The sequence below is a fragment of the Pseudomonas petrae genome (assembly GCF_021728295.1).
GTDB classification, from domain to species: Bacteria; Pseudomonadota; Gammaproteobacteria; order Pseudomonadales; family Pseudomonadaceae; genus Aquipseudomonas; species Aquipseudomonas petrae.
Genome location: NZ_JAKJXE010000006.1, coordinates 35106 through 48854 on the forward strand (window position 1 = coordinate 35106; position 13749 = coordinate 48854).

Annotated in this window: 13 protein-coding genes; 7 read left to right on the plus strand and 6 right to left on the minus strand. The window is 61.2% G+C overall.

Annotated features, from left to right (window positions below):
- Positions 1–11: 11 nt before the first annotated feature.
- The 4 genes from L4G42_RS11685 to L4G42_RS11700 all read right to left on the minus strand — a co-directional run bounded on the left by L4G42_RS11685 (position 12) and on the right by L4G42_RS11700 (position 4434).
- Positions 12–2096 carry a GGDEF domain-containing protein gene (locus tag L4G42_RS11685; RefSeq protein WP_237259256.1) on the minus strand — a complete coding sequence of 695 codons (2085 nt, stop codon included), beginning with the start codon at positions 2094–2096 and terminating at the stop codon, positions 12–14.
- Positions 2093–2974: an endonuclease/exonuclease/phosphatase family protein gene (locus L4G42_RS11690; RefSeq protein ID WP_237250272.1), complete on the minus strand. Its 882-nt coding sequence runs from the start codon at positions 2972–2974 to the stop codon at positions 2093–2095. Before L4G42_RS11690 ends, L4G42_RS11685 begins: the two co-directional genes overlap by 4 nt.
- A gap of 9 nt (positions 2975–2983) precedes the next feature.
- The gene (locus L4G42_RS11695; protein ID WP_237250271.1) at positions 2984–3625 is read right to left on the minus strand and encodes a thiol:disulfide interchange protein DsbA/DsbL; all 642 of its coding nucleotides are present in this window, start codon (positions 3623–3625) and stop codon (positions 2984–2986) included.
- Between the two features lie 191 nt (positions 3626–3816).
- A complete protein-coding gene (locus L4G42_RS11700; protein WP_237250270.1) occupies positions 3817–4434 on the minus strand; it encodes a c-type cytochrome in 618 nt (205 codons plus the stop codon).
- 232 nt (positions 4435–4666) lie between these two features.
- On the opposite strand from L4G42_RS11700, the gene yihA reads away from it, so the two are divergent.
- Positions 4667–5302, plus strand: coding sequence for a ribosome biogenesis GTP-binding protein YihA/YsxC (gene yihA, locus L4G42_RS11705; protein WP_237250269.1), 636 nt, complete (start codon positions 4667–4669; stop codon positions 5300–5302).
- A 239-nt stretch (positions 5303–5541) separates the two neighbouring features.
- Here yihA and polA read toward each other — a convergent pair whose 3' ends face one another.
- Entirely contained in the window at positions 5542–8307 is a 2766-nt protein-coding gene (gene polA / locus L4G42_RS11710) for a DNA polymerase I (RefSeq protein ID WP_237250268.1), read from the minus strand.
- A gap of 74 nt (positions 8308–8381) precedes the next feature.
- Between polA and L4G42_RS11715 the strand changes: the two genes are divergently transcribed.
- The gene (locus tag L4G42_RS11715; protein WP_133774125.1) at positions 8382–8672 is read left to right on the plus strand and encodes a DUF2782 domain-containing protein; all 291 of its coding nucleotides are present in this window, start codon (positions 8382–8384) and stop codon (positions 8670–8672) included.
- A 32-nt stretch (positions 8673–8704) separates the two neighbouring features.
- A complete protein-coding gene (locus L4G42_RS11720; RefSeq protein WP_237250267.1) occupies positions 8705–9655 on the plus strand; it encodes a homoserine kinase in 951 nt (316 codons plus the stop codon).
- Between the two features lie 149 nt (positions 9656–9804).
- Here L4G42_RS11720 and znuA read toward each other — a convergent pair whose 3' ends face one another.
- Positions 9805–10734 carry a zinc ABC transporter substrate-binding protein ZnuA gene (gene znuA, locus L4G42_RS11725; protein WP_237250266.1) on the minus strand — a complete coding sequence of 310 codons (930 nt, stop codon included), beginning with the start codon at positions 10732–10734 and terminating at the stop codon, positions 9805–9807.
- Between the two features lie 57 nt (positions 10735–10791).
- On the opposite strand from znuA, the gene L4G42_RS11730 reads away from it, so the two are divergent.
- The 4 genes from L4G42_RS11730 to L4G42_RS11745 all read left to right on the plus strand — a co-directional run bounded on the left by L4G42_RS11730 (position 10792) and on the right by L4G42_RS11745 (position 13726).
- Positions 10792–11274 (plus strand): Fur family transcriptional regulator, encoded by a 483-nt coding sequence (locus tag L4G42_RS11730; protein ID WP_237250265.1) that lies wholly within the window; start codon positions 10792–10794, stop codon positions 11272–11274.
- Complete coding sequence (znuC, locus tag L4G42_RS11735) at positions 11274–12080, plus strand: zinc ABC transporter ATP-binding protein ZnuC (protein ID WP_237250264.1); 807 nt, start codon at positions 11274–11276, stop codon at positions 12078–12080. Before L4G42_RS11730 ends, znuC begins: the two co-directional genes overlap by 1 nt.
- On the plus strand, positions 12073–12855 hold the full coding sequence (znuB, locus tag L4G42_RS11740; RefSeq protein ID WP_237250263.1) for a zinc ABC transporter permease subunit ZnuB: 783 nt from the start codon (positions 12073–12075) through the stop codon (positions 12853–12855). The genes znuC and znuB overlap by 8 nt, the downstream gene beginning before the upstream one ends.
- A 157-nt stretch (positions 12856–13012) precedes the next feature.
- The gene (locus L4G42_RS11745; protein WP_237250262.1) at positions 13013–13726 is read left to right on the plus strand and encodes a PA5502 family lipoprotein; all 714 of its coding nucleotides are present in this window, start codon (positions 13013–13015) and stop codon (positions 13724–13726) included.
- The last annotated feature ends 23 nt before the right edge of the window (positions 13727–13749 follow it).

The window sequence follows — 13749 nt, forward strand, 5'->3', positions numbered from 1 at the left end:
AGACGAACCGTTCAGCCCTGCTCTATCCGGTTTCGCCCCTCGCGCTTGGCGCGGTAAAGCGCCTGGTCCGCACGCTTGAGCACAGCATCGCTGCGCTCACCCGGAGCGAACAGCGTGATGCCCATGGACACCGTGACGGTCACCCGCTCGCCCTTGAAGTGAAACGGGCACTGTTCGATGCCTTCGCGCAGACGCTCCAACAGCCCCAGCCCTTCATCCATCGGCGTGGTTGGCAGCAGGATCACGAACTCTTCCCCGCCAAAACGCGCAATGAAGTCCGAAGCCCGCAACCGCTTTCTCAACTGACCGGCGATGATCTTCAAGACCTTGTCGCCTGCCAGATGGCCGTAGCCGTCATTGATGCGTTTGAAGTGATCCAGGTCGAGAATGCCGAGCAGCAGGCTTGAACGCTTCCTCTGCAACTGGTTGATCTCATGCTCCAGCCGTTCGTTCCACGCCGCGCGGTTTGGCAGGCCTGTCAGCGTATCGATCAGCGCCTTCTGCCGTTGCTCTTCCAGGTGAACCCGGAAACCCAGTGCTTCCTGCTCCATCGTGGCCACGCGACTGGAGAGTGCTTGCAGTCGGGTGGCGACTTCCTGTTCGCGCTCATCGCGTTGCTTCTGATGATGATCCATGGTGCCAATCAGCCCTTCGAGACGGCTCTCCAGCAAGTGCTTCAGGCTGTCGAGGTCGGCCGCCTGCTGCACGCTGGTTTGCAGGTCATCGACGTGCTCGCGCAATTGATGGTCAAGTTGCCGCGACGCCGACTGCTGATCGGCATGGTCTTCGCTGGCAGCCAACAAACCGCTCTGAAACGACTCAAGGCGCTCATTGAGCTGCTTGAGATAGGCCTCGAATTCATGCTGGCCGCTGTCGGTGATGGCGAGCATCAGCACGGCGAGATCGTCGAGGATGGGCAGCAGTTCGTACCAGTTCAGCCCATGTTCAAGCCGGGCGCGCATGGCTTCGGCTTGCGGACGATGGTGTTCGGGCAGCGTCAGTTCATCGAGCAGGCCCAGCAACGTTTCTTCGATGTGGGCGGCGACGGAGCTGTAACTTGGCTCGGGCGAGGAGGGCAGTGCGTAGGGGCTGTCGTCTTCGGTGGCGGTCTCGTCAGGCGCTTCGTCTTCAGCATCGATTTCGATATCGTCGGCAATAACGCCGGCTTCAACAGTCTCTTGAGGCTCCGGGGAGCACTCTTCAGGCACAGGCTCGGCTGCTTCTTCGTGTGGAGCCTCACCGGCGGAGGGCGGTGGGAGGTCAGCGGTGTGGAGCGATGCTTCGGGCTCTTCGTCAGTCTTGGCAGCCGGCTCGGGCTCGGGGGTGACCGGCTCGACTGCAACTTCCGGGTGGGGCTCCGGGATGGAGCGCTCGGGCTCTTTGGCGACTGGCTGAGGAACCGTGAGGATAGCGCTGCGCAGCTCAGCCTCAAGTTCAGTGTTTTCTGAGGCAGCTTCCGACACCGCGACCGATGGCTGCGGCCCATCGTCAGACGCTTGCGGCTTGAATCCAACTGGGTCGGGGGCCGAATGCGGAAACTCGGCCGGCTGCTCCCCCTCACTGACAGCCTCACGATTGCCACCGAACAATCGCTGCAGAAAACCCGGACGCGACCCTTCATCCGGGTGTTCGATCTGCGACAGCGCCTGCCCTTGAAGTCCGCTCAACTCACTTAGCAGCAGCGGCAGCTCACGGGCTTGGGTGATGCGATCTTCCAGACTCTTGGCGAATCGCTTGAGCGGCTTGCTGACGTCTTTGGGCAACGGCAACGCCTGCAACTGCGCCACCAACGACGTCAACGCCGTGCCCATTTGCTCGACGCGCTGCTCGCGACGTTGTTCGGAGTCCAGCACCGCTTTTTCCAGGCGCGGAATCAAGGCGGCCAGGCCTGCGTCCATATCGTCCTTGCGAACGATCTCGCGCATTTCCTTCATGCACGCATCAACTGCCTTGTCTGCACCTTCTGCCGCCAGGCTGCTGCGCACGAGGCCTCGACGCAGCAAGTCGAGCCGCGCGTTCCAGCGCCGCTCCAGTTTGTCTTGCTGCTCGATGCTCTTGAGGTACTTTTCTTTCCAGCGCTGCGCTTCGTCGGTCATTCCACAGGTCCGCGAGGAGATGTGCTTGTTATCGGCAGCGAGTCACCGATTAATGAGGCCGGCAAGCGAATCTCCACCGCGACGGGCAGATGATCGGAAATGGGCTGCGCCAGCACCTGCACTTTTTCAAGGGTCAGGGTCGGGCTCAGCAGGATGTGGTCCAGGCATCGCTGCGGGCGCCAGCTGGGAAAAGTCGCTTCGATCTGTGGCGCAAGCAGGCCGAGATCGCGCAGCGGCGACGTTTGCAGCAGGTCATTGGCGTGGGTGTTCATGTCGCCCATCAGCACTTGATGGCGATAGCCGCCAATCAGCTCACGAATGTACGCGAGCTGCCGGGTGCGGGTCCGCGCGCCCAGTGCAAGGTGCATGACCACCACAACCAGCGCATCCGGACCTTCGCCGAAGCGAACGAGAATGGCGCCACGCCCGGCCGGGCCTGGCAGCGGATGGTCTTCGATGTCCCACGGACGCAAACGGCTGAGCACGCCATTGCTGTGCTGGGCGAGGCGTCCGAGGTTTCGATTGAGTTGCTGGTGCCAGTATGGAAACGAACCGAGCTGGGCAAGGTGTTCGACCTGGTTGATGTAGCCCGAGCGCATGCTGCCGCCATCGGCTTCCTGCAACGCGACCAGATCGTAGTCGCGGAGCAGATCGCCGATCTTCTGCAGGTTCCCGGCTCGACCGTTATGGGGCAGCAGATGCTGCCAACCCCGGGTCAGGTAGTGCCGGTAGCGTTCGGTGCTGTTGCCCACCTGGATGTTGAAACTGAGCAAGCGAAGCCGACCGTCGGCCGGCAGGCCTGTCTCGTGAAGATGATGCTCGTTGACCTTCGGCGTGTGCCGGGCAACGACCCGTTCAGTAGTTCCCCAGCGCGCCATGGTCAGCCCTTACTTGGCGGTCAGCGTCGCGCGCTCTTTGGCGATCAGCTGATCGGCCACTTGCAGCGCTTGCTCGGGACCACCGGCAGTGCCGAGATCAAAGCGGTACTTGCCGTTGACGATCATGGTCGGCACGCCAGTGATTTCGTACTTCTTGGCCAGTTCCTTGTATTGGGCGATCTTGCCCTTCACGGCGAACGAGTTGAAGGTTTCGAGGAACTTGGTCTTGTCGACGCCCTGAGTGGCGACGAACTCGGCCATGTCGTTCGGGTCGGTCAGACGCTTGCCGCCTTTTTGAATCGCGTCGAAGACGGCGGCGTGGACTTTCTTCTCCACGCCCATGGTGTCCAGGGTAATGAATAGCTGGCCGTGAGCGTCCCAAGGGCCGCCAAACATGGCGGGGACGCGGATGAAGTGGACGTCGGCGGGAAGTTTTTCAACCCATGGATTGATGATCGGCTCGAAGGCGTAGCAGTGCGGACAGCCGTACCAGAACATTTCGACGACTTCGATCTTGCCCGGCTCAGAAACAGGAACAGCGCTTTTCAGCTCGACGTATTGCTTGCCGGCTTCGATGGGCTCTGCTGCTTGAGCGGTCAGACCGAACAGGCTGGTAAAAATCAGAGCGGCGCTGAGAATCAGATTACGCATGCTTAACTCCTGGGCATGGAAGGTCACTTCGGTGGCCGCAGTGCGACCGGCCGAGGTGATATGAGGTCGCAAGTGTAACGCCTGCGGCCACAAAAAAGGGCAGCCGTTCGCTACCCTTTTTGGCCCGTCCGGGCAGGTCCGCCGGCATTTTGTTTTACCAACCGTGTCCGCCAGGATCGCTGTTCTGACGCTTAATGCAGCCCTTGAATGTACGCCGCCAGCGCCTCGATATCCTTATTGCTCAGCTTAGCGGCGATGGTGCGCATGACCAGCGTGTCGCCGTCATTGGTGCGGTCACCTTCGCGAAACGCCGTGAGCTGTTTCTTGGTGTATTCGGCGTGCTGCCCGCTCAGGTGCGGAAAGCCTGCCGCAGCAAGGCCTGCGCCACTGGGAGAATGGCAGCCAATGCAGGCCGGCATGCCCTGATCGAGCTTGCCGCCGCGAAATAGCGCCTCGCCTTGGGCGACAAGATCGGGATCGGCAGCGCCGGCACTGCCTTTCTGGCCGGCGTAGTAAGCGGCGATGTCCGCCAGGTCCTGATCGGTGAGCGGGTTGAGCAGACCGGTCATTTCCAGCACGACACGTTTGCCGTCTTTGATGTCGTGCATTTGCTTGAGCAGATAGCGCTCGCCCTGACCGGCGAGTTTCGGGAAGCTGGGCACCATGCTGTTGCCGTCGGGTCCATGACAGGCGCCGCAGACAGCCGTTTTTGCTTGTCCGGCGACCGGATCGCCCACTGGCGACTCGGCGGCCTGCACGAAGGCATTCAGGCTCACGGTCAACAGCAGACTCGGCAGAAATAGGTTCATGGGCTAATCCGATGCGGCTGAAAGTGCCGTCTTCAGGACTGACTGTCTTGAGGGGAAGCGGCCTGTTTTTGTAAGGCTGAGGCTACGCGCCATGCGGGTTTCGCTTCGGCAATACCCTTGCCGGGGTCGGACAAGGCACACATGAAATCTGCGGCATTATATACTCGCGCCCATTGAACGGAAAACGACACCCCGTTGCCGCGCACGCCGCAACGCCCTCACCGGATATCCCATGCAACTCAAGAACCCTATTCTCGGCCTGTGCCAACAAGCCAAGTTCATGCTCAGCGCTGCCAAAGTCGACCAATGCCCGGATGACGAAGGCTTTGAAGTCGCGTTCGCCGGCCGCTCCAACGCCGGCAAATCCAGCGCGCTGAACACCCTGACCCACGCCAGCCTTGCGCGTACCTCGAAAACCCCGGGCCGTACCCAGCTGCTGAACTTCTTCAGCCTGGATGACGACCGGCGGCTGGTCGACTTGCCAGGCTACGGTTACGCGAAGGTGCCGATTCCGCTCAAGCTGCACTGGCAGCGTCACCTCGAAGCCTATCTGGGCGGCCGTGAAAGTCTGAAGGGGTTGATCCTGATGATGGACATCCGCCACCCGATGACTGACTTCGACCTGCTGATGCTCGACTGGGCCATCGCCAGCGGCATGCCGATGCACATCCTGCTGACCAAAGCCGACAAGCTGACCTTCGGCGCGGCGAAAAACACGCTGCTCAAGGTTCAGTCGGACATTCATCGTGGTTGGGGTGACGCAATCACTATCCAGCTGTTCTCGGCACCCAAGCGCATGGGCCTGGAAGAGGCTTACACCGTCCTGGCCGACTGGATGGAACTGGAAGACAAGGCACCGGCGGCCTGAATCGCAGGCAAAAAAAACCCCGGACTTCATGTGGGGAGGGGAAGTTCGGGGTCCAAGTCCAGACCTCTCGGGAGGGGTCCGGATATCTGCCAACACTTAACACAACATAGGAGCATGAACGGCTACGTCAGCCATTCGCAAAATCAGACCGGGGTTTGTCCGCCGAAGTTCAAAACCGGCAGAAATTTAATGGATGGCGCGGTTCCGATTCCGCGCAGAATCGGAACGACAAGGCCGTATTAATGCGCCTCGTCCCAGTTGTTCCCCACACCCACTTCGACCAACAGCGGAACATCCAGCTCGGCCGCGCCGCTCATGTGCACGCGGATGTCCTTGCTGATCTGCTCGACCAGATCCTCACGCACTTCCAGCACCAGCTCATCGTGAACCTGCAGGATGACGCGAGCATCCAGACCTGACGCTTCCAGCCAGCCATTCACCGCCACCATCGCCCGCTTGATGATGTCAGCCGCCGTCCCTTGCATCGGTGCGTTGATCGCCATGCGCTCGGCACCTTTGCGCAACGCCTGATTCTTCGCGTTGATGTCCGGCAGGTACAGGCGACGACCGAAGATGGTTTCGACGTACCCTTGTTCCGCCGCTTGGGCACGGGTGCGTTCCATGTAATCCAGCACGCCCGGATAACGCGCGAAATAGCGGTCCACATACGCCTGGGATTGCTTGCGATCGACCCCAATCTGCTTGGCCAGCCCGAACGCGCTCATGCCGTAGATCAGACCGAAGTTGATCGCTTTGGCGCTGCGGCGCATGTCGTTGGTCACGTCCGGCAGTTCGACACCAAACACCTCGCCCGCCGTCGCCCGATGCACGTCCAGGTCGTTGCGGAAGGCGTGCAGCAAGCCTTCGTCCTTGGCCAGATGCGCCATGATCCGCAGTTCGATCTGCGAGTAGTCCGCCGCCAGCAGCTTGTAGCCTTGGGGGGCGACAAACGCCTGACGGATGCGACGACCCTCGGCGGTCCGGATGGGGATGTTCTGCAGGTTCGGGTCGCTGGAAGACAGACGCCCGGTCACTGCCACCGCCTGATGGTAGGAGGTGTGAATCCGCCCGGTGCGCGGGTTGATCTGCTCCGGCAGGCGATCGGTATACGTGCTCTTCAGTTTGCTCATCGAGCGGTATTGCATCAGCACCTTCGGCAGCGGATATTCCTGCTCGGCCAGTTCCGCGAGCACCGCCTCAGCCGTGGAAGGCTGGCCGGTGGCGGTCTTGCTGATGATCGGCATGCCGAGCTTTTCGTAGAGAATCACCCCGAGCTGCTTGGGCGAGCCGAGATTGAATTCTTCACCGGCGATGGCAAACGCTTCGCGCTCAAGCTCGGTCATTTTGTTGCCCAGCTCGACACTCTGATTGCCCAGCAGATTGGCATCGACCAGCGCGCCTTGACGCTCGATGCGCGCCAACACGGGCATAAGTGGCATTTCGATGTCGTTCAGCACAGGCGCCAGACTCGGCGTTTTGGCCAGTTTATCCTGCAGCACTTCGTGCAGGCGCAGCGTCAGGTCGACCTCTTCAGCCGCATACGTTCCGGCCTGTTCCAGCGCGATCTGGTCGAAACTCAGCTGTTTTGCGCCCTTGCCCGCGATGTCCTGGAAATTCACCGGCGTGTGATCCAGGTACTTGGCGACAAGGCTGTCACGGTCGTGACGCGTCGCGGTGGAGTCGAGCACGTAGGATTCGAGCATTGTGTCGAACTTGACGCCCTGAACGTTGATGCCTTGGCTCTGGTCGCCGTCAATGGCGCAGTTGGCCAGCAGGTTGATCGCAAACTTGGCGTGCTGGCCGACCTTGATTTTGCTCGCATCCTCCAGCATGGGCTTGACTGCTTTCAGCACCGCGTCGCGATCGAGTTGCTGCTGCACACCCATATAAGAATGGGTGAGCGGGATGTAACAGGCTTCGTGGGTCTTGATCGCGAACGACAGGCCAACGATCTGCGCGCGCTGGGCGTCGGTGCCGTTGCTCTGCACCACGAAGGCGAACAACTGAGCGTTCTTCAGCTTCTTCAACCAATCATCGAATTGGGTCTGCTCAAGAATGAGTTCGTACTTGGCCTCGACGATCGGCGCCGGCTCGGCAGCGGGGACGACTTCCGCGCCTTCCTGGCGGGCATCACGCTGCAGGTCGGTAATCCAGCTCTTGAATTCCAGTTCGGTGTACAGCGCCATCAGCGCCTCACGATCAGGCTCGCCGCAGTGCAGGGCGTCGAGCTCGATGTCTAGCGGCACGTCGATCTTGATGGTCGCCAGCTCGTAGGACAGGAAGGCCATTTCCTTGTGTTCTTCGAGCTTGGCCGGCAGGGATTTAGCGCCCCGAAGCGGAAGCGCTGCCACTTTGTCGAGGTTCGCGTAAAGCTCTTTCAGGCCACCGTTGATGCCCACCAGCAGGCCTGCTGCGGTTTTCTCACCGACGCCGGGAACGCCGGGGATGTTGTCGACTTTGTCGCCCATCAGCGCCAGGTAATCGATAATGTGTTCCGGGCCGACACCGAACTTCTCTTTCACGCCGGCGACGTCCAGCACGCTGCCAGTCATGGTGTTGACCAGCGTGATGTGGCCGTCGACCAGCTGCGCCATGTCCTTGTCACCGGTGGAGATGACCACCGGACGATCGGCGGCAGCGCTGCTGCGCGCCAGGGTGCCGATTACGTCGTCGGCCTCCACGCCTTCAACGCACAACAGCGGGTAGCCCAGGCCTCGCACGCAGTTGTGCAGGAAGTCGATCTGCACGCGCATGTCGTCCGGCATGCTTGGGCGGTTGGCTTTGTATTCGCCGTACAGCGCGTCGCGGAACGTTCCGCCCTTGGCATCGAAAACCACGGCAAACGGGCTTTCGGGATATTGCCTGCGCAGGCTTTTGAGCATATTCAGCACGCCCTTGACCGCACCGGTGGGCAGGCCTTTGGAGGTCATGAGCGGCGGCAGCGCATGGAACGCGCGGTAAAGATAAGAAGAACCGTCCACCAGGACGAGGGGCGCAAGACTCATGTGCAAGATCAACCTTTTCGGCGGGGTCGGCGCTAGAATGCGCGGACCGTTGACGACAAAGGCACAAGGTTATCATGCGCGCGCTGAATCGCCTGTTACTGCTCGGCGGGTTGCTTGCCTGTCCGTGGCTGGCGGTCGCGGCGGACGATGAAGCGCCCTCGGCAGAGCCTGATGTGACGATTCGTCAGGACAGTGATGGCTTCATCAAGGAGTATCGTGCGAACGGATTCGTGTACGCGGTGAAGATCACGCCCAAACACGGCAAGCCCTACTATCTGGTGCGCGCCGACGGCACAAGCGGTCAATTCATACGTTCGGATCAACCGGACATGCTGATACCCCAATGGGTACTATTCAGCTGGTAACGCCCTACATTCACTCTCGTTGGCAGTCTTCTATGTCCGTTTTTACTCCCCTGGCTCGGCCCGAGCTGGAAGCTTTTCTCGCCCCGTACGGGCTTGGCGCCCTGCGTGATTTTCAGGGCATTGCCGCTGGAAGTGAAAACACCAATTTCTTCATCAGCCTGGAGCAGGGCGAGTTTGTGCTGACCCTGGTCGAGCGCGGTCCGGTTCAGGAAATGCCGTTCTTCATCGAGCTGCTGGATGTTCTCCATGACGCCAACCTGCCCGTGCCCTACGCGTTGCGCACCACCGACGGTCAGGCCCTGCGCGAGCTGAAAGGCAAACCGGCGCTGCTGCAACCGCGCCTGTCCGGCAAGCACCCGGCTCAACCCAACAACCAGCACTGCGTGCAGATCGGCGAGTTCATGGCGCACATGCACATGGCCACACGCAGCCAGACCATCGAACGCAAAACCGACCGTGGCCTGGACTGGATGCTGGAGGAGGGCGCTAATTTCATCTCTCACCTGGACGAGGCGCAAGGCGCGCTGCTGACCAAGGCGGTCGAGGAAATCCAGCGCCGCAAGGCGAGCATCATGGCGCTGCCGCGAGCCAATCTGCACGCTGACCTGTTCCGCGACAACACGCTGTTCGAAGGCACCCACCTGACGGGCGTGATCGATTTCTACAACGCCTGTTCCGGGCCGATGCTGTACGACGTGGCGATTGCCGTGAATGACTGGTGCTCGTTTGAGAACGGCACCATCGATGCACCGCGCGCCCGTGCGTTTCTGGGTGCGTACGCTGCGCTGAGGCCGTTTACCGCCGCCGAAGCCGAGCTGTGGTCGACGATGCTGCGAGTGGGTTGCGTGCGCTTCTGGCTGTCGCGTCTCATCGCCGCCGAAACCTTTGCCGGCCAGGACGTGCTGATTCACGACCCGGACGAATTCCGCAAGCGCCTGGAACAGCGCCAGGAAACCCATATTCCGTTGCCGTTTGCGTTGTAAACCTCACCAAGCGTTCGCGGGCAAGCGCGCTCCTACAGGTGATGCGCCGGTCGATAGTTGGCGGCGGACATGGCTCAAACAACCGTGCTACAGGGATAGGGGTTCCAATTGTAGGAGCGCGCTTGCCCGCGAAGGCGTTGGGCCAGACGCTATAAACTCTCCAGACACCCCGCCAGATCATCTGCCAGTTTGCTCAGCAATTGCTCGTAACCCTGCGCAGTGGCGGGTGTGTATCCGCCCAGTCCGTCCAGTTCCGCCAGTTTGACCGGCAAGCCCGCACTCAGCGTGTCGGCTAGACGCGGGCGAAGGGGCGGCTCGCTGAACACGCAGGTCTTGCCGAATTCCGTCAGCCGCGCGCGCATGGCGGCGACGTGTTGAGCGCCCGGCTGAACCTCGCTGCTGACGGCAAATACGCCCGCATGCTTCAGCCCGTACGCTTCTTCGAAATAATCGAACGCTTCGTGGAACACGAAATACTGCTTGCCTGAAATACCTGCGACCCGTTGTTTGATTTTAGCGTCCAGCGCGTCAAGGCGTGCGTCGAAGGCCTTCACATTGCTCTCATAACGCGCCACATTGGCCGGATCGGCCTGGCTCAAGTCAGCGGCCATCTTCGCGGCAATCAGCCGCGCATTGACCGACGACAGCCACAAATGCGCATCGACGCTGCCCGGGCGGTGGTCGTGGTCATGCTCGTCTTCGTCATCATCATGGTGCTCGCTGCCAGCCGTGAAATGGCGCAGGTGCATGCCCGGCAGCGACTCAACCGGAACCGAGGCCTTGCTGCGCCCGGACAGCACGCGGGGAAGGAAGGTCTCCATGTCCGGGCCAATCCAGTAGAGCAAATCGGCTTCCTGCACGCGCCGTACGTCGGACGGCCGCAGCGCATAGTTATGAGGGGAAGCGCCTGGCGGAAGCAGGACTTCCGGTACTGCGATTCCGTCCTGCACAGCGGCGGCGATCAGCTGCAGCGGCTTGATGCTGGTCAGTACCCGGACGCTGGCTTCGGCGGCAGTGATGGTTGAAAAACCGCTGATAAATACGACAAAAAGTAAAAAAAGTCGGGACACGATAACCACTCATGGGGGCAGGAACGGGTAACATAATAACGTCTCTCTCAAAGGCCGTCGCCGCTCATGTCTAAAACACCCCTGGCCAGTCGCCCCCACGATCACTCCCACTGCGTGCACAGTGCGCTCACTGAAGCCGACACGCTGTGCGCGGGCAAAGGCTTGCGGCTGACGGCCCTGCGGCGTCGCGTGCTGGAACTGGTCTGGCAGAGCCACAAGCCGCTGGGCGCCTACGACATCCTCGCAGTGCTCAGCGAAGAAGACGGCCGCCGCGCCGCACCGCCGACGGTGTACCGCGCGCTGGACTTCCTGCTGGAAAACGGCCTGGTGCACCGCATCGCGTCGCTGAACGCCTTCGCCGGCTGCAACCACCCGACCCACGCGCATCAGGGTCAATTCCTGATCTGCCGCGAGTGCCACGCCGCCATCGAGTTGCAGCACGCCACCATCAGCTCGGCCATCGTCGACGCTGCCAATGAGGTCGGCTTTGCCGTCGAAGCCCAGACAGTCGAAGTGGTCGGCGTATGTGCCGGGTGCAAGGCCGCCTGATGAGTGATGCACTGATCCGCCTGAAGGACGTCAGCGTGGCGCGCGCCGGCCAGAGCGTGCTGGAAAATATCCAGCTGAGCGTGAGTTCAGGCGAAATCGTCACCCTGATCGGCCCGAACGGCGCGGGCAAGACCACATTGGTACGCGCCGTTCTCGGGCTGCTCAAGGCTGATTCGGGCGAAATCTGGCGCAAGCCGAAACTCCGCGTCGGCTACATGCCGCAGAAGCTGCACATCGACGCCACGCTGCCGCTATCGGTCCTGCGTTTCCTGCGTCTGGTCCCCGGCGTTGATCGGGACACCGCGCGGGCGGCACTGATCGAGGTCGGCGCCGAGAAAGTCATCGACAGCCCGCTGCAAGGGATTTCCGGTGGCGAGATGCAGCGCGTGCTGCTGGCGCGAGCGCTGTTGCGCAAGCCGGAGCTGCTGGTGCTCGACGAGCCGGTGCAGGGCGTTGATGTCGCCGGGCAGGCCGAGCTGTACGCGCTGATCACTCAGCTGCGCAACCGGCATCAATGTGGCGTGCTGATGGTTTCCCATGACCTGCATCTGGTCATGAGCACCACCGATCAGGTCGTCTGCCTCAATCGCCACGTGTGTTGCTCCGGTCACCCCGAGCAGGTCAGTAACGATCCCGCCTTCGTGGAGCTGTTCGGCCTGAACGCGCCGAGCCTGGCGATCTATCACCATCATCACGATCACGCCCACGACTTGCATGGCGAAGTCTGCCAACCCGCACCGGCTCACGACCACGTCCATGCCAACACCCACAATCACGACCACGGGGACAGCTGCAAGCATGGCTGACTTTCTTCTTTACGCCTTGCTCGCAGGCCTCGCGTTAGCGGTAGTGGCAGGCCCTCTGGGGTCTTTCGTGGTCTGGCGGCGCATGGCTTATTTTGGCGACACGCTGTCCCATGCCGCACTGCTCGGCGTGGCCCTGGGCTTTCTGCTGGACATCAGCCCGACGATTGCGGTGACGGTGGGCTGCCTGCTGCTGGCGGTTTTGCTGGTGACCCTGCAGCAGCGCCAACCGCTGGCCTCCGACACGTTACTGGGCATTCTCGCGCCGAGCACCTTGTCCCTCGGGCTGGTGGTGTTGAGCTTCATGCATGACGTGCGCATCGACCTGATGGGCTATCTGTTCGGCGACCTGCTGGCCATAAGCCCGAACGATCTGGCCTGGATCCTCGCCGGCAGTGCGTTAGTGCTGGTGTTGATCTGTGCGCTGTGGCGACCGCTGCTGGCGATCACCGTGCATGAAGAGCTGGCAACGGTCGAAGGCCTGCCGGTGGCAACGCTGCGCATGACGTTGATGCTGCTGATCGCAGTGGTCATCGCGGTGGCCATGAAGATCGTCGGCGTGTTGTTGATTACCTCGCTGCTGATCATTCCCGCCGCTGCGGCACAACGTCACGCCCGTTCGCCGGAGCAAATGGCCTTGGGTGCGAGCATTATTGGCGTCATTGCGGTGTGCGCGGGTCTGGCGCTGTCCTGGTTCAAGGACACCCCGGCAGGCCCGTCTATCGTGGTCTCGGCGGCGGCGCTGTTTCTGCTCAGCTTCCTTTTGCCCAAGCGGTAGAACCTTGGGTGGCGGGTAGAGTCATACTCCGCAATAATCAAATGGCGGCAATGTGCAATGACTCCTTGCGCGCCTACCCATAGTGATCAGTTATTTTCGGTGCAAGTCAGTTGTGTGTAGACTTGCTCGTTTTTTGCGCAAATAGAGAATCGCAGGAATGAAGCCGTTCGCATCCCGTTATCTGCTGCTTGCTGCATTTTCCGTCCTGTTGAGCGCTTGCCAGAGCAAGCCCGTCGAGCAGCCCGCGCCTGTGGCTGCGCCCGATGTCTATCAGCAGCTGGAACAGAACATCGCCAGCAGCGAGTTGGCGACCGCCGAAGATCAATTGGCGGCGCTGCAAAGCAAATCCCCGGACGATCCCCGACTCGAGCAATACCAGCGTCAGTTGGCCGAGGCGTATTTGAGCCGCAGCCAGATCGTGCTGCAAAAAGGCGACATGAATGCCGCCGCTACTGCGCTCAGCCGCGCCCGCGCCCTGATGCCAAAAGCCCCGGCGCTGACCAGTGGCGTCAACGGTGCCATCGCCCACGCGCGTAAGGCCGAGCTGGAAAAGGCCGAAGCCGATCTGCGTGCTGCCGAAGCCAAGCGCAAGGCGAAGGTGATCGACCCGAGCGCCGAAAGCACGACTATTGAGCTGAAGCTCGGCGACATGAAACAGCTGCGCCGTCAGTTGAGTGACATCGCTGAAGATGTGGCAGCCTTCAACTGCGACGTCACTGTGCAGGTGCCGCGCACGGACGATTACCCTTGGCTGGCGACCTTGCTGACCAAACGCGTGGCGAAGATCAACCCGGACTTCGAGTTGCAGATGCAGCGTGAAATCGAGCGTTCCGAGCCTGCGAAGATTGTGTTGAAGCCCGCTCAGCTCTGATCGATTTTTGATCAAAAGAAAAG

Coding starts and splice junctions, on each gene's coding strand:
- L4G42_RS11695 (WP_237250271.1), bottom strand. CDS start 3,625: ATGCGTAATCTGATTCTCAGCGCCGCTCTGATTTTTACCAGCCTGTTC.
- L4G42_RS11715 (WP_133774125.1), top strand. CDS start 8,382: ATGCGCGCGCTGAATCGCCTGTTACTGCTCGGCGGGTTGCTTGCCTGT.
- L4G42_RS11720 (WP_237250267.1), top strand. CDS start 8,705: ATGTCCGTTTTTACTCCCCTGGCTCGGCCCGAGCTGGAAGCTTTTCTC.
- polA (WP_237250268.1), bottom strand. CDS start 8,307: ATGAGTCTTGCGCCCCTCGTCCTGGTGGACGGTTCTTCTTATCTTTAC.
- L4G42_RS11745 (WP_237250262.1), top strand. CDS start 13,013: ATGAAGCCGTTCGCATCCCGTTATCTGCTGCTTGCTGCATTTTCCGTC.
- znuB (WP_237250263.1), top strand. CDS start 12,073: ATGGCTGACTTTCTTCTTTACGCCTTGCTCGCAGGCCTCGCGTTAGCG.
- L4G42_RS11685 (WP_237259256.1), bottom strand. CDS start 2,096: ATGACCGACGAAGCGCAGCGCTGGAAAGAAAAGTACCTCAAGAGCATC.
- L4G42_RS11700 (WP_237250270.1), bottom strand. CDS start 4,434: ATGAACCTATTTCTGCCGAGTCTGCTGTTGACCGTGAGCCTGAATGCC.
- znuC (WP_237250264.1), top strand. CDS start 11,274: ATGAGTGATGCACTGATCCGCCTGAAGGACGTCAGCGTGGCGCGCGCC.
- yihA (WP_237250269.1), top strand. CDS start 4,667: ATGCAACTCAAGAACCCTATTCTCGGCCTGTGCCAACAAGCCAAGTTC.
- L4G42_RS11690 (WP_237250272.1), bottom strand. CDS start 2,974: ATGGCGCGCTGGGGAACTACTGAACGGGTCGTTGCCCGGCACACGCCG.
- L4G42_RS11730 (WP_237250265.1), top strand. CDS start 10,792: ATGTCTAAAACACCCCTGGCCAGTCGCCCCCACGATCACTCCCACTGC.